This is a genomic window from Halorubrum ruber, assembly GCF_018228765.1.
GTDB classification, from domain to species: Archaea; Halobacteriota; Halobacteria; order Halobacteriales; family Haloferacaceae; genus Halorubrum; species Halorubrum ruber.
Window position 1 is genome coordinate 1,237,060 of sequence record NZ_CP073695.1, and the last position, 18,954, is coordinate 1,256,013.

Annotated in this window: 16 protein-coding genes and 2 pseudogenes; 9 read left to right on the forward strand and 9 right to left on the reverse strand. The window is 68.5% G+C overall.

Annotated features, from left to right (window positions below):
- Window positions 1-13: 13 nt before the first annotated feature.
- The 3 genes and pseudogenes from J7656_RS06165 to J7656_RS14935 all read right to left on the reverse strand — a co-directional run.
- Window positions 14-748 carry an MBL fold metallo-hydrolase gene (locus J7656_RS06165; RefSeq protein WP_017344418.1) on the reverse strand — a complete coding sequence of 245 codons (735 nt, stop codon included), beginning with the start codon at window positions 746-748 and terminating at the stop codon, window positions 14-16.
- A 7-nt stretch (window positions 749-755) separates the two neighbouring features.
- Entirely contained in the window at window positions 756-2,444 is a 1,689-nt protein-coding gene (locus tag J7656_RS06170) for a sensor histidine kinase (protein WP_017344419.1), read from the reverse strand.
- A 157-nt stretch (window positions 2,445-2,601) separates the two neighbouring features.
- Window positions 2,602-2,797: pseudogene (locus J7656_RS14935) on the reverse strand (sodium:calcium antiporter); the annotation flags it as partial.
- 114 nt (window positions 2,798-2,911) lie between these two features.
- On the opposite strand from J7656_RS14935, the gene J7656_RS06175 reads away from it, so the two are divergent.
- The 4 genes from J7656_RS06175 to J7656_RS06190 all read left to right on the forward strand — a co-directional run bounded on the left by J7656_RS06175 (window position 2,912) and on the right by J7656_RS06190 (window position 5,466).
- Entirely contained in the window at window positions 2,912-3,577 is a 666-nt protein-coding gene (locus tag J7656_RS06175) for a hypothetical protein (protein ID WP_017344420.1), read from the forward strand.
- Window positions 3,574-4,659 (forward strand): DUF7972 family membrane protein, encoded by a 1,086-nt coding sequence (locus J7656_RS06180; RefSeq protein ID WP_017344421.1) that lies wholly within the window; start codon window positions 3,574-3,576, stop codon window positions 4,657-4,659. Before J7656_RS06175 ends, J7656_RS06180 begins: the two co-directional genes overlap by 4 nt.
- 167 nt (window positions 4,660-4,826) lie before the next feature.
- The gene (locus J7656_RS06185) at window positions 4,827-5,102 is read left to right on the forward strand and encodes a DUF433 domain-containing protein (protein WP_017344422.1); all 276 of its coding nucleotides are present in this window, start codon (window positions 4,827-4,829) and stop codon (window positions 5,100-5,102) included.
- Window positions 5,103-5,193: 91 nt separating this feature from the next.
- Window positions 5,194-5,466 carry a DUF5615 family PIN-like protein gene (locus J7656_RS06190; protein WP_017344423.1) on the forward strand — a complete coding sequence of 91 codons (273 nt, stop codon included), beginning with the start codon at window positions 5,194-5,196 and terminating at the stop codon, window positions 5,464-5,466.
- Between the two features lie 79 nt (window positions 5,467-5,545).
- Here J7656_RS06190 and J7656_RS06200 read toward each other — a convergent pair whose 3' ends face one another.
- Together J7656_RS06200 and J7656_RS06205 are read right to left on the reverse strand one after the other, a co-directional pair.
- Window positions 5,546-6,790, reverse strand: a complete 1,245-nt coding sequence (locus J7656_RS06200) for an RNA-guided endonuclease InsQ/TnpB family protein (protein WP_017344424.1) — start codon at window positions 6,788-6,790, stop codon at window positions 5,546-5,548.
- 443 nt (window positions 6,791-7,233) lie between these two features.
- Complete coding sequence (locus J7656_RS06205) at window positions 7,234-8,919, reverse strand: Na+/H+ antiporter NhaC family protein (RefSeq protein WP_017344425.1); 1,686 nt, start codon at window positions 8,917-8,919, stop codon at window positions 7,234-7,236.
- Window positions 8,920-9,081: 162 nt separating this feature from the next.
- Here J7656_RS06205 and asd point away from each other — a divergent pair, with 162 nt between their 5' ends.
- Window positions 9,082-10,128 (forward strand): aspartate-semialdehyde dehydrogenase, encoded by a 1,047-nt coding sequence (asd, locus tag J7656_RS06210; protein WP_017344426.1) that lies wholly within the window; start codon window positions 9,082-9,084, stop codon window positions 10,126-10,128.
- Window positions 10,129-10,368: 240 nt separating this feature from the next.
- Window positions 10,369-10,575, forward strand: a complete 207-nt coding sequence (locus tag J7656_RS06215; RefSeq protein ID WP_017344427.1) for a hypothetical protein — start codon at window positions 10,369-10,371, stop codon at window positions 10,573-10,575.
- A 27-nt stretch (window positions 10,576-10,602) separates the two neighbouring features.
- Here J7656_RS06215 and J7656_RS06220 read toward each other — a convergent pair whose 3' ends face one another.
- Window positions 10,603-12,597 carry a 3-hydroxyacyl-CoA dehydrogenase/enoyl-CoA hydratase family protein gene (locus J7656_RS06220; protein ID WP_211554397.1) on the reverse strand — a complete coding sequence of 665 codons (1,995 nt, stop codon included), beginning with the start codon at window positions 12,595-12,597 and terminating at the stop codon, window positions 10,603-10,605.
- A 273-nt stretch (window positions 12,598-12,870) separates the two neighbouring features.
- Here J7656_RS06220 and J7656_RS06225 point away from each other — a divergent pair, with 273 nt between their 5' ends.
- Entirely contained in the window at window positions 12,871-13,425 is a 555-nt protein-coding gene (locus J7656_RS06225; RefSeq protein ID WP_211554553.1) for a DNA-3-methyladenine glycosylase family protein, read from the forward strand.
- 383 nt (window positions 13,426-13,808) lie between these two features.
- Here J7656_RS06225 and J7656_RS06230 read toward each other — a convergent pair whose 3' ends face one another.
- Window positions 13,809-15,167, reverse strand: coding sequence for a putative ATP-dependent zinc protease (locus J7656_RS06230; protein WP_211554399.1), 1,359 nt, complete (start codon window positions 15,165-15,167; stop codon window positions 13,809-13,811).
- A 110-nt stretch (window positions 15,168-15,277) separates the two neighbouring features.
- On the opposite strand from J7656_RS06230, the pseudogene J7656_RS06235 reads away from it, so the two are divergent.
- Window positions 15,278-16,320 (forward strand): annotated as a pseudogene (locus J7656_RS06235) (succinylglutamate desuccinylase/aspartoacylase family protein).
- A gap of 57 nt (window positions 16,321-16,377) precedes the next feature.
- Here J7656_RS06235 and J7656_RS06240 read toward each other — a convergent pair.
- Window positions 16,378-16,920: a DUF7979 domain-containing protein gene (locus tag J7656_RS06240; RefSeq protein WP_017344432.1), complete on the reverse strand. Its 543-nt coding sequence runs from the start codon at window positions 16,918-16,920 to the stop codon at window positions 16,378-16,380.
- Between the two features lie 516 nt (window positions 16,921-17,436).
- Window positions 17,437-18,201: a pirin family protein gene (locus tag J7656_RS06245; RefSeq protein ID WP_211554401.1), complete on the reverse strand. Its 765-nt coding sequence runs from the start codon at window positions 18,199-18,201 to the stop codon at window positions 17,437-17,439.
- Window positions 18,202-18,285: 84 nt separating this feature from the next.
- Between J7656_RS06245 and J7656_RS06250 the strand changes: the two genes are divergently transcribed.
- A complete protein-coding gene (locus tag J7656_RS06250) occupies window positions 18,286-18,894 on the forward strand; it encodes a class I SAM-dependent methyltransferase (protein WP_211554403.1) in 609 nt (202 codons plus the stop codon).
- The last annotated feature ends 60 nt before the right edge of the window (window positions 18,895-18,954 follow it).

Sequence of the window (18,954 nt, forward strand, 5' to 3'; positions counted from 1 at the left end):
GACGACGAACCGATTAGAACTCGATCCGCTCGCCGTCCTCCGGGACCAGCACGTCCGCCGTCTCCGCCCGGAGCTCCTCGCGCGAGAGCAGGCAGTGGTTGATCGCCTCCATGTGGACCACGGCGACGGCGGCGTCGGTCGCCCCGCGTACGGCGGTCACGTCGTCGACGCCCATCGTGATCGGCTCGCCCTCGTTGAACCGCGCCGCACCGCCGTTGAGGACGACCGCGTCGGGGTCGAACTCGTCGAGCGTCTCCGCGACCGGTTCGTACCAGACCGTGTCGCTGGCGAGGTACAGCGTCTCCTCGCCCTCGAAGACGAACCCGGAGACGGGACCCATCCGCTCGGCCAGTTCGCCGTGTCCGTGACGGCCGGGCATCCGGTGGAGCGTGACGCCGTCGAACGACGCCGAATCCTCGACCGGTCGCACGTCGGTGAACCCGTCGTCGACGAACGCGTCCGCCTCAGCGGGCTGGCAGAACAGGGGCACGTCCGCGTCGAGCTCCGCCGCCGCCGCGTCGTCGAAGTGGTCCGGGTGGCGGTGGGTGACTATCACCGCGTCGTGCGTGAGGTCGACGTCCGGCATCGGGGCGAGCGGATTGTTCCGGTCGTTCGGGGTGTTATCGATCGGCGGCAGCGCGCCCTGCGGCGCGAACAGGGGATCGACGAGGAAGGCCGTCTCGTCCACGGTCGCGAGGACCGTGGCGTTGCGAACGAGGGTAACGTCAACGCCTGCGTCGGTCGACATGCGCGTCCTATGGCGGGCCGGGAGTTGTGGCTTGCGGCGGATCGCCGTCGATCCTCGGGAGGTCGACGACGAAGACGGCGCCGCGCGGCTCGTTGTCCTTGACCCGGACGTCGCCGCCGAACTGCGCCGTCAGGATCGAGACGAGGTAGAGGCCGATCCCCGACCCGGAGCTGTCGATCCCCTTCTGACCCTTCCCGAAGAGGTTCGGTCGGACCTCGTCCGGGATACCGGGGCCGTCGTCGGCGACGCGGACCCGAACGCGGTCCGCCGTGGCCTCCATCCCGACGGTGACCGTCGGCGTCTCGGTGTCGTTGTGCTGGACGGCGTTGTTCAACAGGTTCCGAAACACGGAGGTCAGCAGCTCGTTGGCGCGGACCGTGACCGGCGGGAGGTCGCCGTCGACGACGAAGGTCGCCTCGGGGAACGAGTCGCGCGCCGCCCGGATCTCGCCGTCGAGCAGTTCGCCGAGATCGACCGGCTTCGTCTCCGGCGCGACGTCCGCCGCGAGCGAGTCGACGAAGTCGCGGGCGATCTCGGTGAGCTCGATGACGTGTCTCGACTTCCGCAACACGCGTTCGAGCGCGTCCCGACCGTCGTCGTCGACGTGGTCCTCGAGCGTCTCGGCCCAGCCGTGGATCACCGCCATGTCGTTTCGGATGTCGTGGCGCACCACGCGGTTCAGGGCCTCGAGCTGTTCGGTCCGCTCCTCTAAGCTGATTCTGTACCTCTCCCGGTCGGTCACGTCGTCGATCGCGAGCAGCTCGCCGCCCATCGCCCCGCCGGAGGTGAACGCGTTCCGAGTGACCCGATAGAACCGCTGTGCTTCCCCCTCGCCGACGCGGACGAGCCCGTTCTCGTCCACGTCTGCCGCGAGGTTCGGCAGGACCGACTCCAGGGGGTCGCCGACCGCGTCGCCCAGCTCCGGAAACAGGTCCCGGGCGGCCCGGTTGAAATCGCGGACGTGGCCGGCCCGGTCGACGAAGACCGCGGCGGCGTCGCTCTCGGCGGCGAACTGGATCGTCTCGAACCGGCGGAAGTAGACGAACAGCGTTCCGAGCGCGAACAGCGCGACGCCCGGCGGCTCGTACATCAGCGGGAGCAGTCGCGGGGACGCGGCGCCGAAGACGGTGGCGACCGTCGGGATCCCGGTGAGGGCGACGAGCCCGATCAGCGGCCGGCTGTCGGTCCCGGTGTAGTAGAACTGCTCTAAGAGCATGAAGAAGCCGACGGCGATGACCGCGTACGACAGACCGAGCACCGCCCAGTAGAGGGGTCCATGTTGGATCGCCAGGTGCGGGAACGGCTCCGTCCGCCACGCCGTCGTGAAGTAGAGGCCGTGGAGCGGGTTCGTGACCTTCAGGAGGGCCGTCGCGGCGAAGACGCCGATCGCGGCCCGCCGATACGGGGCGCGTCGCGGCGACCGCCCCGTGTAGGCGGCACAGAAGTAGAGCCACGTCCCCACCGCCAGCAGCGCGAACACGAACCCGACGATGTAGAACCCGACCTTCGCCGCCGAGCCGGGCGCGACGAGGTACCCGACGTAGCCGCCGGCCCAGAGGGTCACCGCGATCAGGAGCGCGACGAACCCCTGCCGCGTCTCGGCGTCTCGTATCCGCAGAGCCCGCGGCACGGCCGCGACGCACGCGACCGCGGCGGCCGCGAACACGGCCACGTGTGCGAGGAATATCGGGCTCATGCGTCGAACGTGCTGTCTTCGGGAGGTCGTCGGATAACGGTTCGGAGATCCGACCGGCCCACCCGAAGGTCCGCAGGAGCCCGAGCACCCACCGCGCCACCTCGGAGCGGACGAAGAAGGCGCCCTCGGGGCGCGAGAGCCGCCGCCCGGACCACAGCGCCGCGTCCACCGTCATGACCAGTTCGGGGCGAGGCCCCCATCGCGACGATCGTCAGGCCGACCGTGAGCTCGCTCACGCCGAACCGCCGGGCGATCCGCACCGTCGAGTCGACGAGCGCGCGGGCGCCGATCCACGGGCCGAGGACGGTGACCGCGATGACCGCGAGCTGGGCGATCGGCGCTCCCGAAAGCACGTACGTAGCCGCTCTCGAACGGCGGTGGAAAACCGATCCGCCGAACCGGCGCGGTCCGACCCGCGGCGTATCGCCCGCGTATTTATATGTCGCTCGCGAGTCACACCGACCGTCATGAACAGACGTGAGGCGACGGCGACTCGACGCGGGCTGCTCCGGAAGAGCGCCGGGCTCGGCGCCGTCGGGGTCGCCGCCCTCGCCGGGTGTTCGGGGTCCGACGGCGACGAGCCGGCCTTCGAGGAGAGGTTCGAGGACGGGCTCGGCGACTGGGAAACGGGCGCCGCGATCGGTCCTGAGGTCGACATCGACGACTTCGACTGGGAGGTCGATGTCTCCGAGACGGAGGCGGTCGCGGGCGAGCGCTCGCTCCGGATCTGGAACCAGGGCGACTACGACGACGGGGTGACGTGGGCGGTCCACCCGGTCCCGATCGAGTCCGGCGAGTCGTATCAGATCGAGGTGAGCGGGCAGTTCTGGAGCGAGTCGGAGTCGTTCAACACGATCCGGCACGCGCTGATGCGGCTGGCCCCCGAGCTGCCGGAGACGGAAGAGGACTTCCCGCAGCCCGGGCTCAACACGACCGACCTCGGCGAGACGCCGTACGGCGGGCTCCGCGACGCGCTGTGGCTCGCGGACGGCTGGCGCGAGTACGCCTTCGAGTGGACGACCCCGGAGCTGTCGACGGACACGCTGTACCTCGCCGTCGGCACGGCCGTGATCTGGGAGGCAGACGCGACGCACTACGTCGACGACCTCTCGGTGACCGTCGAACCGCGATGAGCGGGAACTCGGAGACGGCGTCGAGCGCTTCCGATGCCCCTGACGGCCCCGACGCCGAGAGCGACACCGACACCGCCGACACGATGCGCGAGCGCGCCGGCGAGAACCGCGTCAAGCTCTGGCTGCTGTTGCGCGCGAACCGACTCGTCGTCGCGGGGGTCCTGACGGTCGCCGTCTTCGTCGCGTTCGTCGCCGTCGCAGTCGGCCTCTCGCCGTCCCTCGCGGAGAAGGTCGGGTCGAGCGACCCGATCGAGACGCTGTTCGCCTCGATGATCACGGCGATCGTCACCGGGGCGACGCTCGTCGTCACGATCGGACAGCTCGTGCTCACGCAGGAGAACGGCCCGCTCGGCGACCAGCAGGAGCGCATGGACGACACGCTCGCGGTCCGGGGCGACATCGCGGAACTCACTGACGGGCCGACGCCGACCGACCCGGCCGCGTTCCTCGACGCGATCCTCGGCGCCGCGGCGGAGCGCGCCCGTGACCTCCGCGACGCGGTGGACGATGAGGGAGACGACGCCGACGGGTCGAGCCGGGACGCGCTCCGAGCGGAGGTCGACGACCTCGTGACGGGACTCACCGAGAACGCCGACGCGGTTCGCGGCCAGCTCGACGGCGCCGAGTTCGGTTCCTTCGACGTCGTGTTCGCCGCGCTCAACTTCGACTACGGGCCGAAGATCGGCCGGATCGAGCGCATCACGACCGATCACGACGAGACGCTCACGGACGACGAGCGGAACCGCCTCGGGGAGCTGAAAGAGACGCTGTCGCTGTTCGGCCCCGCCCGCGAGCACGTCAAGACGCTGTACTTCCAGTGGGCGCTGATCGACCTCTCGCGCCTGATCTTGTACGCCGCGGTGCCGGCGCTGGTGGTCGCTGGCGTCACCCTCACCGCCGTCGACGCCGGCACGTTCCCGGGGAGCACCCTCGGCGTCGACCACGTGACGCTCGTCGTCGGCGGCGCGTTCGCCGTCTCGCTGCTCCCGTTCTCGCTTTTCGTCTCCTATCTGCTCCGCGTGCTCACCCTCGCGAAGCGCACGCTCGCCATCGGGCCGCTGGTGTTGCGCGACTCGGAGTGAGCTCGCTGTCGCTCTCGAACGTGCGGGACGCTCGGACGCGTCGGAACGTCGTCCGAGACACTACCGGGCGGGAATCTACTGATAGGCTCGGTGGACGTGGAACCGGCCGTGTGAGCGACGAGTGACCGCCGAAAAGATATAAACGAGAACGCGACCAATGACGACGTATGAGTATCTCCCGCGACGAGGACGTCCTCGGGGGCGAACCCCGAATCGAGGGGACGAGAGTCGGCGTCCGGCACGTCGCGGCCAGGGTCGTCGATAACGACCGGTCACCCGCACACGTCGCAGACCAACTCGAAATCTCTCTCTCCGAGGTGTACGAGGCGCTCTCGTACTACTACGCGCACGTCGAGGAAATGCGTGAGTTCGAGCGTGAAAACGAGGCTGCCTTCGAGCGAATTCACGAGTCATCGCTGAAGCCGAAGGAAACGATTCAGTGACGGGAGCGCGGATTCTCTTGGACGAGCACGTCGGGCGAGTGTTCGAGCGCGTGCTCAGCGAGCGGGGCTACGAGGTCGAGCAGGGAAGGACGTGTTCGGCGAGTTCACTGAGGACGCGGAGCTACTGGCGTGGTGCGGCGAGCACGGCGTCGCGCTGATGACGAACAACGCGCGGGACTTCGAGGAACTACACCGGGAGATCGACCACGCAGGGCTACTGCTCTACTACGATCAGAACCGCCCCGACGAGGATCCGGAAGGACTAGCGCGAGTCGTGGACGAAGTGTTCACCCAGTACGGGGCGACGGATATCGAAAACGAGGTCGTTGACCTCGACGAGTGGTACGACTGGCTACACGGGTGAGTAAACTACCCTACCCTACTCCCTCGGCGCTACGCGCCTCGGTCCTTGAGGGTAGGGCTTTGATGTGGACTCCCGGCAATCAGTCGCCAGCAATAGGCTGGTAACTCTCGCCGTTCACCGTTCCACCATTCACACGCACGTCTACTGGTGCGTCTCCGCTCCCCGACTTGGGCGAGGAACGGAGGCTGTGTCTCTGTTTCCGGGCGTATCGCACCCCGATATTCTTCGCTGCATTGTAGTCCGCGTTGACCTCGTACCCGCACTTCTGGCACTCAAAGTGTTCACCGTGGCGGTTGTCTTCATGCGTGAACCCACAGTCCGTCCGAGAACAACGTTGGGACGTGTGGTTCGGCTCAACTTGCTCCACGGAGACGCCTTGCTCTGGTGCTTTGTACTCGACATACTCGGCGAGGCGTCGGAACGCCCACACGTGGTGCCACTTCGCGTATGGAAGTCGCTCACGGATGTCCGTTAACTCCTCGAACACGATCACGTCGCAGTCGTGTTCGACGGCTTCCGAAACGATCTCGTTGGCAACCGTGTGGATGTACTGTTTCCGCCAGGCTTCTTCGCGCTTTCCGAGGCGAAGCAGGGCATTGTGTGCGGCTTGCGTGCCGCGCTGTTGCATCTCCCCACGCCGCTTCTCGAACTCGCGGCACCAATGGTCGTACTCGTCTCCCTGCCAGAACGTGCCGGTCGAAGAGACGGCGAGGCTGTTGACGCCGAGGTCGATACCGAGGACTGTTTGGTGCCCGGTATCTGCCGAAACCTCGTTATCGTCATCATCGTCCTTCCGGGTTGTAATGTGGAAGTAGAACTCGTCAGTCGCCTTGTCGTATTGGAGTGTACTCGCCCGGAACTCATACTCGTCCGAAAGAACGTACTGTTCGTAGGGCGTCAGGCTGTCCGCCGGAAGTTCAAACTCGCACTCAACCCGCCCGTTGACGGTTGAGAGTGAAACTTTGTTCCGATAGAACGTCGCACTCCGCTTGTCATAGAGCATACTCCACGACGTGAACTCCGGTTGGCTCACACGCTTCCCCTGTTTCCACCGTTCAACGACGCCTTTCGTCGCTTGGACGGCGCGTCGGATGGCTTCTTGAACGAGGTTCGCGGTGAGTTCAGTTTCTTCCCGCAGCTCCGCGTAGAGTGCGTCTCGCGCAGTTGAGTTCGCCGTGACGCAGTTCGTGTAGGAACGGTCGTCCCAACAGAACTCGGCAGCACGATTCGCGCAGTGAAGGAACTGTCGCGCGGATTCGTGGAGGTCGTCGCGCCGCTCGTCGGGAACGATGAGTTTGACCGGCGCGGTTCGACGCACCTCCATATTTCAGATTACTACATGACGGTACTTATATACTTGGGAGTCGGGTAGCTACTGTCGGGCGGTTGCGTCGTCGGTTGTCGGTTTCCTCTCCGACCTACTCGCTCGCTACACTCGCTCCTTGAGGTCGGAGGCTCCACCTTGAATTATGCTGACAGTCAACAGTTCGATGCCCGACTCTACGGCGTACCGCTTTTTGATTCCGAAATGTGCGCCCGCAACACTAACGACCGGTCTCATCTCCGGCGGCGTGCCGCGTCGACCGGGAAACCCTCGTGGCGGGCGGTCGCCTGCGCGGCGACGGGCGGGTCGCGTCAGCGACCGATGTGACGCGCCTGGGTTCTCCGCGCTGTCATCGCTCCCATCGGGGAGTACTCGGGCGGGGACTGATGGCGCGCGCTCGACGGTAGCCGCTCGGCGCGTTTAAAAGGTCCGCTGGGGGACCGTCACTCTCGTTTTTCGCTTCCACCGACGCTGATCGTGTCCGCTTCCGGTTCCTGCGGCTCCGAGACCGAGACGGGGTCGATCCCGCGGCGCCCGGCGTCGAACTCCGAGAGCAGGTAGACGAGCGCGACGAGCGTCAGGACGCCGACCGGGAGCAACACGAACGGCGTAATTCCGAGGAATCCCCACACGAGCAGCAGCGCCACGGAGACTAACCCCACGGTGACCGCGTAGTAGATCTGGGTGCGGACGTGGTCGATGAGGTCCGCGCCGGTGAACGTCGCGGACAGCACCGTCGTGTCGGAGATTGGCGAGCTGTGGTCGCCGAAGATGGCCCCGGAGAAGATGACGCCGACCATCACCGCGACGAGGGTGTGCCCCTCCGCGCCGCCGCCGGTGATCTCCCAGGCGATGGGGACCGCGATCGGGGTCATGATCCCCATCGTGCCCCACGAGGTCCCGGTCGAGAAGGCGATGAAGCCGGCGACGACCATCACGAGCGCCGGGAGGACGGCCTGTGGAACCGTCCCGACCGTCGCCTCGGCGACGTACTGGCCCGTCTCCAGCGCGGAGATCACCTCGCCGATCCCCCACGCGAGCACGAGGATCGACACCGCGGTGAGCATGATTCCGAACCCGTCGACGGTGTACTCCGTCGCGTCGCCGAAGCCGAAGACCCGGTAGACCTTCCCGAGGACGAACCCGGACAGCACCATGCCGAACGCGCCGATCATCAGCGCGGTCGCGAAGTCAGCGTTGATGACCGCCTCCCAGAGGCGGTCGCCCGCGCTCCCGAACTCGGCCGCGAGGAAGTCGGCGAGGAACCCGGTCGGCGCGAAGCCGCCGGACCAGAACGCGGTCCCCACTGTGACGACGATCAGGACCGCGACCGGCGCGAAGAAGTTGATCAGCCGAGGCGTCGACGCCGGCGGTTCGCCCAGCTCGCCGGCCACGTCCTGCATCGGCTCCGCGCCCTCTCGAGTGACCTGCCCGGTCGTCCACGACCGGTGTTCCGCCGTCAGCATCTCGCCGTAGTCGCGCCCCCACAGCACCACGATGGCGACCATCGCGATCGCGAGGATCGCGTACATGTTGAACGGGATCGAAGAGAGGAACACCTCGAAGGTGCTCGGCCGGTTCGCCTCGGCGACGCCCGCCTCCGCGTACCCCTCGTCGATCAGCGACAGCTGGAACGCGACCCACGAGGAGATCCCGAGCGTGGCGACCGGGGCAGCGGTGGAGTCGACGATGTACGAGAGCTTCTCGCGGGATATCCGGAGCTGGTCGGAGACGTCTTTCATCGCCGAGCCGACGATGGCGGTGTTGGCGTAGTCGTCGAAGAAGAGGACGATCCCGAGCGCCCACGCCGCCAGCCCCGCCTTGCGCTGCGTGTCGAGGCGCTCGATCGCCCAGTCGCGGATCGCGTAGGTCCCGCCGAGGTTCCACACCAGCGCCACGCCGGAGCCGAGCAGGAGCGTGAACACGAGGATCGTCGCCTGGAACCCGTCGTCGGCGATGATCGCGGCGACGATCCAGTCGAACGTCTGGACGATCCCGAGCCCGCCCGTGTAGATCACGGCGCCCGACCAGATGCCGAGGAACAGCGAGAGGATCGCCTTGCGGGTGACGATCGCGAGCGCGATGGCGAGCAGCGGCGGGACGATCGAGAGCGCTCCGAACTCGGACATAGCGTGCGAGTACCACGCACCCATATTTAAAAGGTATCACCGAGCGACGGAGAACGCACGACCGCGACCGGACCGACCGGCCCGCGGGCGCGACGGGACCGCGGCCGGCGGAATCGACGCGTATCCGAACGCACTTACGTCCCTGTCACGGACCCACGCGCAATGTCTGTCCGAGTCGGCATCCTCGGCGCGACGGGCGCCGTGGGCCAGCGATTCATCCAGTTGCTCGACGACCACCCGACGTTCGACCTCGCCGCGGTCACGGCGAGCGCGGAGAGCGCGGGCGAGACGTACCGCGAGGCGGCCAAGTGGCGCGTCGACACGCCCATCCCGGACGACGTCGCCGAGATGGAGGTCGCGGAGACGACGCCCGCGGGCATCGCGGACGACGATGTCGACCTCCTGTTCTCCTCGCTCCCCTCGGGCGTCGCGGCCGAGGTCGAGCCCGCCTTCTTGGAGGAGGGCTACGTCGTCTCCTCGAACTCCTCGAACGACCGGATGGCGGCGGACGTGCCGCTCACCATCCCGGAGATCAACCCCGGTCACCTCGACCTGATCGAGGTCCAGCGCGACGAGCGCGGCTGGGACGGCGCCCTCGTGAAGAACCCGAACTGCTCGACGATCACGATGGTGCCGACGCTCGCGGCGATCGACGAGTTCGGTCTTGAGAGCGTCCGCGTCTCGACGCTTCAGGCCGTCTCCGGCGCCGGCTACTCCGGTGTCACCTCGATGGAGATCATCGACAACGCCATCCCGCACATCGGCGGCGAGGAGGAGAAGATGGAGACGGAGTCGCGCAAGCTGCTCGGCGAGTTCGACGGCGCCGAGGTCAGTCTCCACGACGCCGACGTGGCGGCCTCCTGTAACCGGATCCCCACGCTCGACGGTCACTTGGAGAACGTCTTCGCCGAGTTCGCCGACGACCCCTCCCCCGAGGACCTCCGCGAGGCGATGCGCTCGTTCGAGGGTGCCGGCGACCTCCCGAGCTCGCCCGACCAGCTGATCAAGGTGTACGGCGACGACGAGCCCGAGCGCCCGCAGCCCCGCCTCGACCGCACGTACGCGGACGGGATGGGGATCGTCGCCGGCGGCGTCCAGTCGACGGACGCCGGCGCGAAGTACAACTGCCTCGCGCACAACACGATCCGCGGCGCGGCCGGCGCCTCGCTGCTCAACGGCGAACTGCTCGTCGAGGAGGGGTACGTCTAACTGCTCGTCGAGGAGGGGTACGTCTAACTGCTCGTCGAGGAGGGGTACGTCTAACTGCTCGTCGAGGAGGGGTACGTCTTACTGCCAGTTGAGGAGGGGTACGTCTTACTGTCAGTTGAGGAGGAGTACGTCTTACTGCCAGTTGAGGCAGGGCGCGTCCGACCGAACGGCTCGGCGCGAGCGATGGCGGACGGCGAGACCGTCAAAGCCTTTATCCTCCGCGTTCCGGTCCCGGTCGCCATGTCGGAGACGACCAGATCCCTCCGTCGAGGCGTCGCCCTCCTCCTGATCCCGCTGTCCGGAGCGACCTCGCTCCCCGCGTTCGTCGAGTCCGCGCTGCCCGGCGTCTCGGACGTCGTCGGCGTCGCGCTGTTCGTCGCAGCCGTCACGTATCTCGTCGCGAGCGTCGGGCGGCAGGTCGCCGAAGCGGCCGACACGCCGCTGTAGTCGGGCAGCGCGGCGGCCTCGGGGGTTCTACTTCCCTTCGAACTCGGGCTCGCCGTCGCCCATGAACGCCGTGACCCCTTCCATGAGGTCGTCGGTGTTCATTACGTGGCCGAAGCCCATCGCCTCGACCTCCAGCCCGGCCTCGTTGTCCGTCCGGCCGGCGTGGATCGCGCGCTTCGTGTACTTCTGGGCGATCGGCGGGCCGCCGGCCAGCTGCTCGGCCAGCTCGCGGGCCCGCTCGTCGAGCTCGTCGTCCGGGACGACCTCGTTGACGAAGTCGTACTCGGCCATCGTCTCCGCGTCGTAGCGGTCGGCGGTGAGGATGATCTCCTTCGCGCGCCCCTCACCGACGATCCGGGCGAGGCGCTGCGTGCCACCCCACCCCGGAAGCAGGCCGAGGTCCAGCTCGGGCTGACCGAGCTCGGAGCGCTCGGAGGCGATCCGCATGTCCGCGGCGGTCGCCAGCTCCATCCCGCCGCCGAGGCAGTAGCCGTCGATGGCGGCGACTACGGGCTTGTCCGACTCCTCGAGCTTGCCGAACGTCTGCTGGCCCTGTCGGGAGAGCTCCACGGCGTGGATCGGGTCGGCGCCGCCCGCGGCCATGCTCTGGACGTCCGCGCCCGCGGAGAAGGCGCGGTCACCGGCGCCGGACAGCAGGATGGCCCGGACCTCGTCGTCGTCGTCCAGCCGGTCGATCGCGTCCGCGAGCTCGTCGAGGACTTCGCCGCTGATCGTGTTCATCCGGTGCGGGCGGTCGATCTCGACGTGGCCGACACGGTCGTCGACCGCGACGTTCAGCACCTCGTAGTCGGGGCCATCCTCGGCGTCGCTCGCGTCGCCGCTCCCGCCACTCGCGCCGCCGCGGAACCCGCCGGATTCGCCGGCCTCGCGGAGATAGTCGGTCGCCTCGTAGCGCGCCTCGCCCGTCTCTTCCGCGAGCGCGTCGAGCGTCTCGACGAGCGCGTCGAGCCCCTCCTCGTCCGCGAGCTTGGCGGGGCCGTCGGGGAAGCCCGCGCCGAGCTTGACGGCCTCGTCGATGTCGTCGGCGTCGGCCACGTCGTTGCCGATGAGGCCGGCCGTCTCGTTGGCCATCACGGCGAGCAGGCGGCGGCGGACGTCCTCGTCGACCGCGTCGCTGGGGATCTGGGCGCCGTCGCCGTCCTCGTAGTCGTAGAACCCCTTCCCGGTCTTCTTCCCGAGGTTCTCCGCCTCCACCTTCTCGCCGAGCAGCGGGCAGGGACGGTAGGCGTCGCCGAGCACCTCGTGCATGTACTCCAGCACGTGGTAGCCCACGTCGATGCCGACCTGGTCGGCGAGCTCGAACGAGCCCATCGGGAGGCCCATCCCGAACTTCGTCGTGGAGTCGACCGCCTCCATCGTCGCGTCGCCGGACTCGACGATCCACGCCGCCTCGTTCATCAGCGGGACGAGGATCCGGTTGACGATGAAGCCGGGGCTGTCCTTGCGGACGCGGACCGGGGTCTTCCCCATCGACTCCGCGAGCCCCTCGATCAGTTCGAGGGTGTCCTCGCTCGTGTGCTTCCCGGAGATGACCTCGACGAGGTCCATCCGCACCGGCGGGTTGAAGAAGTGCATGCCGCAGAAGCGCTCGGGGCGGTCGGTGACCTCGGAGAGCTCGGTGATAGAGAGGCTGGAGGTGTTGGTGACGAAGACGGCCTCCTCGGGCGCGTGCTCGACGACCTCGTCGTACACGTCCTTCTTGATCGCCATCTTCTCGGGGACGACCTCGACGACGACGTCGGCGCCGTCGAGCGCGTCCTCGAGGTCGACGAACGCCTCGACGCGGTCGAGCGCGGCGTCGGCCTCGTCGTCGCCGATCCGGTCCTTCTCGGCGAGCTTGCCGAGCGACCACTCGATCTGGTCGTACCCGTTCTGGACGAGCTCGTCGTTGATGTCGCGGAGCGACACGTCGTAGCCGGCGAGCGCCGCCACTTCCGCGATGCCGTGCCCCATGTTTCCGGCGCCGAGCACTGCCACGCGCTGAACGTCTTCGAGCTGCATACCAGAACGGTCGGAACCGTCATGGTTGAACGTTTTCATCTTCCAAACGCGAAACGTACTGTAAGTTTATTCGAGTAGGCTACGCCGGATCGCCGCGCGTCGAGTCGGAACCGAACGTACTCGTGCGTGCGGTCCCGTCGGATCGGTATGGATGACGGAGCCGACGGCGCGAAGGAACGAACCGCGGACGCGGGCGCAGACGCCGCGGACGCGGGCGCGAACGCCGCGGACGCGTCCGATCCGGTCGCCGAAGCGCTTCGCGAGGACCCGACGATGGCGGCGCTGATCGACCGGCACGGACGGCTCTCGGTCGAGCCCGCCGCCGACGAGTTCGGTCGGCTCTGTACCTCGATCGTGAACCAGCAGCTCTCGACCGCCTCCGCGAACGCGATCCGCGAGCGGTTCCTGGACGTGCTGGGCGGCGAGCCGACGCCCGACCGCGTCCTCGCGGCCGACGAGGCGGCGCTGCGCGAGGCCGGGCTCAGCGGCACGAAGGTCGACTACCTGCGCAACGTCGCGACCGCGTTCCGCGACGACGAGCGCGACTTCACCCGGGCGGGGCTGGCGGGCGTGAGCGACGACGAGGTCGTCGACCGGCTCACCGAGATTCGTGGGGTGGGCGAGTGGACCGCCCGGATGTACCTCATCTTCGCGCTCGGCCGCGAGGACGTGCTCCCACTCGGCGACCTCGCGGTGCGGAAGGGGATCGAGCAGGCCTACAACGACGGCGCGGAGCTGAGCCGGGCGGAGATGCGCGAGATCGGCGAGACGTGGCGCCCCTACCGGAGCTACGGCACGCGGTACATCTGGGCAGAGTACGAGTCGTAGAACGGTGCCCGCTGATCGCTGGTGACCGCCCTCAAATCCCCAGTTGCTCGGCCATACGTACGCGGCTACTGATCAACGGCGAACACCGCCGAAGCCCCAGCCGCGAGGCGGGCGCACACTCGTTGCGCTCCTCAGTCGCTCGCTTCGCTCGCTCCCTGCGGTGCTTACGTCGTCTGCGCCCGCCTCGCGGCTGCCCCTTCGAATCCCGCCCCGCCCCGCACAGCGACCGCACCTCACGCCTCCCCAGCCTCGTCGGTGGTCCTCCGCTTCGCTCCGGACCACCGACTCCCTCGCGCGGGCTGACTCGCGGCCTCCGCTTCGCTCCGGCCGCTCGCAGGCACGCGCCACCGCGACTGCTCCCGTCTCGTCGACCGCGTCTCCGTCTACTCTTCCTCTTCTTCGAGGATCTCGCCCGCCTCGTCGCGTTCGGTCTCGTCGGTGTCGGCGCGCCGACGCACGTCGACCCGGTAGTCGGTGAGGATGTCGCGGCCGAGGAGGAGCGGGTACTCCATGTGCCCGCGGTCCTCGACGCTCGCGGTGACGGTGTGCTGGTTGCCGCCGATGCCGATGACGAGGTCGACCACGGGACGGGCCTTCCCGCCCTTCACGCTGCCCGACTTGACGCGCGTCATGCTCTTGATCGGGCCGGCGCCGATCTCGGCGGCGAGCTGGGTGTCGATGCTCGTCCGGGTCGCGCCCGTGTCAGACTTCGCGAGCGCCTGCGTCGAGCCGGAGGTGCCGGTGACGACGACCTCCTCGATGTAGCCGATGTCGGGCTGCTCGGTCGAGCTCGGTTTCGGCGCCGGTGCGCAGGAGGGCCGCGAGTCGTCGAGACTGGCGGCGACGCGCTCGACCGCGTCGTCGTCCACCTCGCCGCCGACCGTCTCGATCGCGAGCCGCGCGATGTGCGGGGCGGGGCTCGTGCCGGTCGCCTCGAAGAGCCCTTTGAAGCCGGCGGTGGGGTTCACTTCGAGGACGTACCAGCCGTCGTACCCCTCGACGAGGTCGACGCCGGCGTAGTCGAGCCCCATCACCTCGGCCGCGTAGAGGGCGGTGTCGGCGGCCTCCTGGGGCATGTCGTCGGTCGCGTCCTCGACAGCGCCGCCGAGCGCGACGTTCGTGCGCCAGTCGCCCTCCGGCGCGTAGCGGTACATCGAGCCGACGATCTCGTCGCCGACGACGTACACCCGCAGGTCGCGGTGCTTCTCGTCGTCGCGGTCGATCAGCTGCTGGAGGAACGCCTGCCGGTTCCCCACCTTCGGGTTCACCCGCTCCGTGAGGTCGACCTTCCACGTCCCGCCGCCGTGGGTCCCGATCGCGGTCTTGTACACGCCCACGTCGCCGAACCGCTCGCGCCCCTCGTTGAGGCGGTCGTTCGACAGCGCCAGCAGCGCGTCCGGCACGCGGATGTTCCAGTCCGCGAGCGTCGCGGCCGTCGCGAACTTGTGGATCGACGCGAGGACGGCATCCGGCTCGTTCAGCATCGGCCGGATGCGCTCGAACGTCGTCGCCAGCCCCAGTAGCTCCGCGGGCTGGTCGGTGTTCGACAAGAGGAGGCGGTTCGCGATCACGTCGACCGCGGGCTCGACGGAGACGTCGCCGTCCTCGACGCTGACCGCGGCGTTCTCCTCCCGGAGCCACACCGGCTCGTGGCCGAGGTCCTCAACCGCGTTGCAGATCGCCTTCGTCTCCTTGCTGTTGTGTAGCGACAGCACTCCCACCCGAACCGAGTCCGAACTCATACGTCTCCCTGCGGGGGCCGAGGTAAAAGGAACGCCGATCGATTCAGCCCGGCGGGACGTCCGATCGCCCGGTCGCCATATATATACCCGGCCCCGCGCTCCGCTTTGGCATGAGCGACGACCGGGCGTTCACGTACAACGGCGGGGCGGTGCCGCCCGGCGACACGCAGAACATCCGTTACGGGATCAGCGAGACGTACCTCGGCGACCCGGTGCGGATCCCGGTCACCATCGTCAACGGCGAGCGCGACGGCCCCACCGCGTTCCTCACCGCGGCCGCCCACGGCGACGAGCTCAACGGGATCGAGGTCGTCCGCGAGGTGGCTCACGAGTGGGACCTCTCGGAGCTCGCGGGCACGCTGGTCTGTCTCCCCGTCCTCAACGTCCCCGGCTTCCTCGCCCAACAGCGGTACCTCCCGGTGTACGACCGCGACCTGAACCGGTCGTTCCCCGGGAAGCAGGGATCGACCAGCTCGAAGCGGATGGCCCACCGCATCTACGAGAACTTCATCGCGCCCTGCGACTTCGGGCTCGACTTCCACACCTCCACCCGCGGCCGGACGAACATGCTCCACGTCCGCGCGGACATGACCGACGAGGCGGTCTACCGCCTCGCGATGGCGTTCGGCTCGAAGGTGATCATCGACAGCGACGGCCCGGGCGGCACCCTCCGCGGCGAGGCGACCGCCGACGGCATCCCCACGATCACGATCGAGATGGGCGAGGCCCACCGGTTCCAGCGCCCGCTGATCGACGACGCGCTCGCGGGCGTCCGCTCCGTCTTCGCGGAGTACGAGCTCTTAGAGACCGACACGGTTCGCTGGCCCGGGTGGCGCACAATCGTCGCCGGCGCGGGCGAGAAGACGTGGCTGCGCGCCGACTCCGGCGGCATCGTCGACACCCACTTCGAGAGCGGGTCGCTCGTCCGCGAGGGCGAGCGCATCGCGACGATCACCAACCCGTTCAAGGAGGACGCGGTCGCGGTCGAGGCCCCTTCACCGGCCTCCTCATCGGCCTGTTGGAGAACCCCGTCGTCTACCCCGGCAACCCCCTCTGTCACCTCGTCGAGATCGGCGAGTCGACCCGCCGGGCGATCGAGGCCGGCGACGCGCCGAAGCCCGTCGGCCAGCCGGCGTCGACGGTCAGAGAATAGGACTCCCCGTTACTCTCCGGCCAGCCGGCGTCGACGGTCAGGGAATAGGACTCCCCGTTACTCTCCGGCCAGCCGTCCTCGAAGCCCGACCGCGGCGCCGGCGACGACCGCGAGGAAGCCGACGAGGAACGCGACCGGCTGGAGGAAGACCCGCTGCGCGACGACGGCCCCCGGTTCCCGCTCGACGGTTCGGGTCCAGAACTCGTACCGCTCGCCGTCGCGCTCGACGATCAGCAGCCCGTCCCCGAGCGTCGGCTCCGTCGGGTACGACAGCGAGTCGACGCGCTCGTCGGGGTCCTCGACGCCGAATCCGCCTTCCGGCGCGTCGCGGGCGCGGTCGAACGCCGCCCGCGCGTCGGGCGCGAGGTCGGCGTACGCGACGACCGCGTCCGAGGCGTTAGTGTCGTTCTCCGCGTCGGACCCGTTTGCCGCGCCGGTCGCCGGCGACTCGATGCCGGCGACCGACCCCTCGCCCACCGGCTGAACGGTGTGCGTGTAGGCGGGGTTCGGCTCGCCGACCGAGACGGGGAGGAACAGGGGGTTCGCCATCAGGAGGACGCCGAGCGCGACGAGCCCGACGGCCGCGAGCGGGGTGCGCATGGGTCGGGGTTTGTCGGGCCGGGAGTTGAGCTTTTCCGACTCGACATGGATTTATAAATCGAATCGTCGGTTTCCGCTGACCATTTATAAACGAACGGCGCCTCCGCGGTGAGTTCTTCCAACGTCTTGGGCGTTTGCTTATAAACTGGTATTGGCGGACCGGTGGCGGACACCTCCAAAGCCCCAGTCACGAGGGCGGCGCACGCTCGTTGCGCTCCTCGTCGCTCGTTTCACTCGCTCCTGCGGTGCTTACGTCGCCTGCGCCGCCCTCGTGACTGCCCCTTTGAGTCCCGCCCCATACCGCACGGCAACCGCACCTCACACCTCCCCAGCCTCGTCGGCGGTCCTTCGCTTCGCTCCGGACCGCCGACTCCCTCGCGCGGCGCTCCTCGCGCCCGCTGGGCGCTCGGAGGCGCGCGCCACCGCAGTTCGTTTATAAATAATCGTCGCCGTCGCTCCTGGTTGTTTAAATACTGTATCGCATCCGGCCGTGGCGCACGCACCCCTGCTGTTCCTCTATCGCCCGATAGTCCCCTGCCGCGTCACGGGCGCGTCGGGGTCGATGAGGAAGGCGACGACGGTCGCGCCCTCGTCCCCAGCGCTCACGGTCGGCGGGGCGCCGTCGCCGGTCCACAAGACGCTCTCCGTCTCGTCGAGCGTGGTGTCGCCGACGTCGACGGCGCCCTCGAAGACGTACACGTAGGCGTCGCGGCCCTCGATCTCGGGGAGCGTCGCGCCCGCATCCGCGTCGAGGCGGACGTCGTAGCAGTCGACCGCGTTGCGCACAGTGAACGGGTGGTCGGCGCCCGCCGGCGCGAACACGCGGCGCCACTCGTTCGGCTCGGGGTCCGGCAGCGGCCCGTGCTGGATCCCGGGTTCTAAGCCGATCTCTTGGGGGCGGACGAAGATCTGGAGCATCCGGAGCGGCGGGTCGTCGGCGAGCGTCTCCTCGGCGTGCCAGAACCCGGACCCGGCGTTCATCACGAGCAGGTGTTCCGAGTCGGTGACCAGCTCGTTGCCCTCGCGGTCGTCGTGGCGCATCACGCCCGCGGGCACCCACGAGACGATCTCCTCGTCGCGGTGCTGGTGCATCCGGATCAGCGTGCCGGGGTCCATGAACGACTCGACGACCGTCGAGAGGGGTCCGTAGCCGTGGTCGTCGTGGTCCGGGAGATTCCGCCCGGGGAAGTTGAACCGCGTGCGGAACTTCCCCTGATTTTGAAAGACCTCGGAGCGGGGCGCCGGGTGGAGGCCGCGGTCGGCGGCGGTGGTGGAGTCCATTACCAACTGGTAAAATCTCCGCGGTGAAAAGCCGTCCGGTGGGGGCGACGCGCTCTTTTGTCCCGCGCCCCGCGTTCCGGTATCGTGCCGACCGTCCTCTCGGAGCTCGACCGCCGCAAGCGCGACGACCGCCCCGACGAGACGTTCTACGCCGAGCCGCGGTTCGTCACCCACGCGGACGACGCGTTCCTCGCGCGGCTGACCGAGCTGTACGCCGCGGTGACCGAGCCCGGCGACCGCGTCCTCGACGCGATGAGCAGCTGGGTGTCGCACCTACCCGACGTCGAATACGCCCGCGTCGTCGGCCACGGGCTCAACGAGGCCGAGCTGGCCGCCAACGACCGTCTCGACGAGTTCGTCGTCAGCGACCTCAACGCCGACCAGTCGCTGCCGTTCGACGACGGCTCGTTCGACGTCGTCTGCTGTGCGCTGTCGGTCCAGTACCTCCAGTACCCCGGCCCCGTGTTCGCGGAGTTCGCCCGCGTCCTCGCCCCCGGCGGCACGATCGTCGTGAGCTTCTCGAACCGCATGTTCCCGACGAAGGCCGTCCGCGCGTGGCGGGCCGCCACGATGGCCGAGCGGGCTGACCTCGTTGAGCGGTACCTCGACGCGGGCGGCTTCGAGGTCGCCGACCGGATCGCCGAGCGGCCGGGCGAGGACCCGTTCCACGCCGTGGTGGGAAGGCTCCCCTGAGGCCGCGTCGCGTCGCCGCCGGGGCCGCTGTCGGGCTCTGGTCGCTCGCGGACAGCCGGG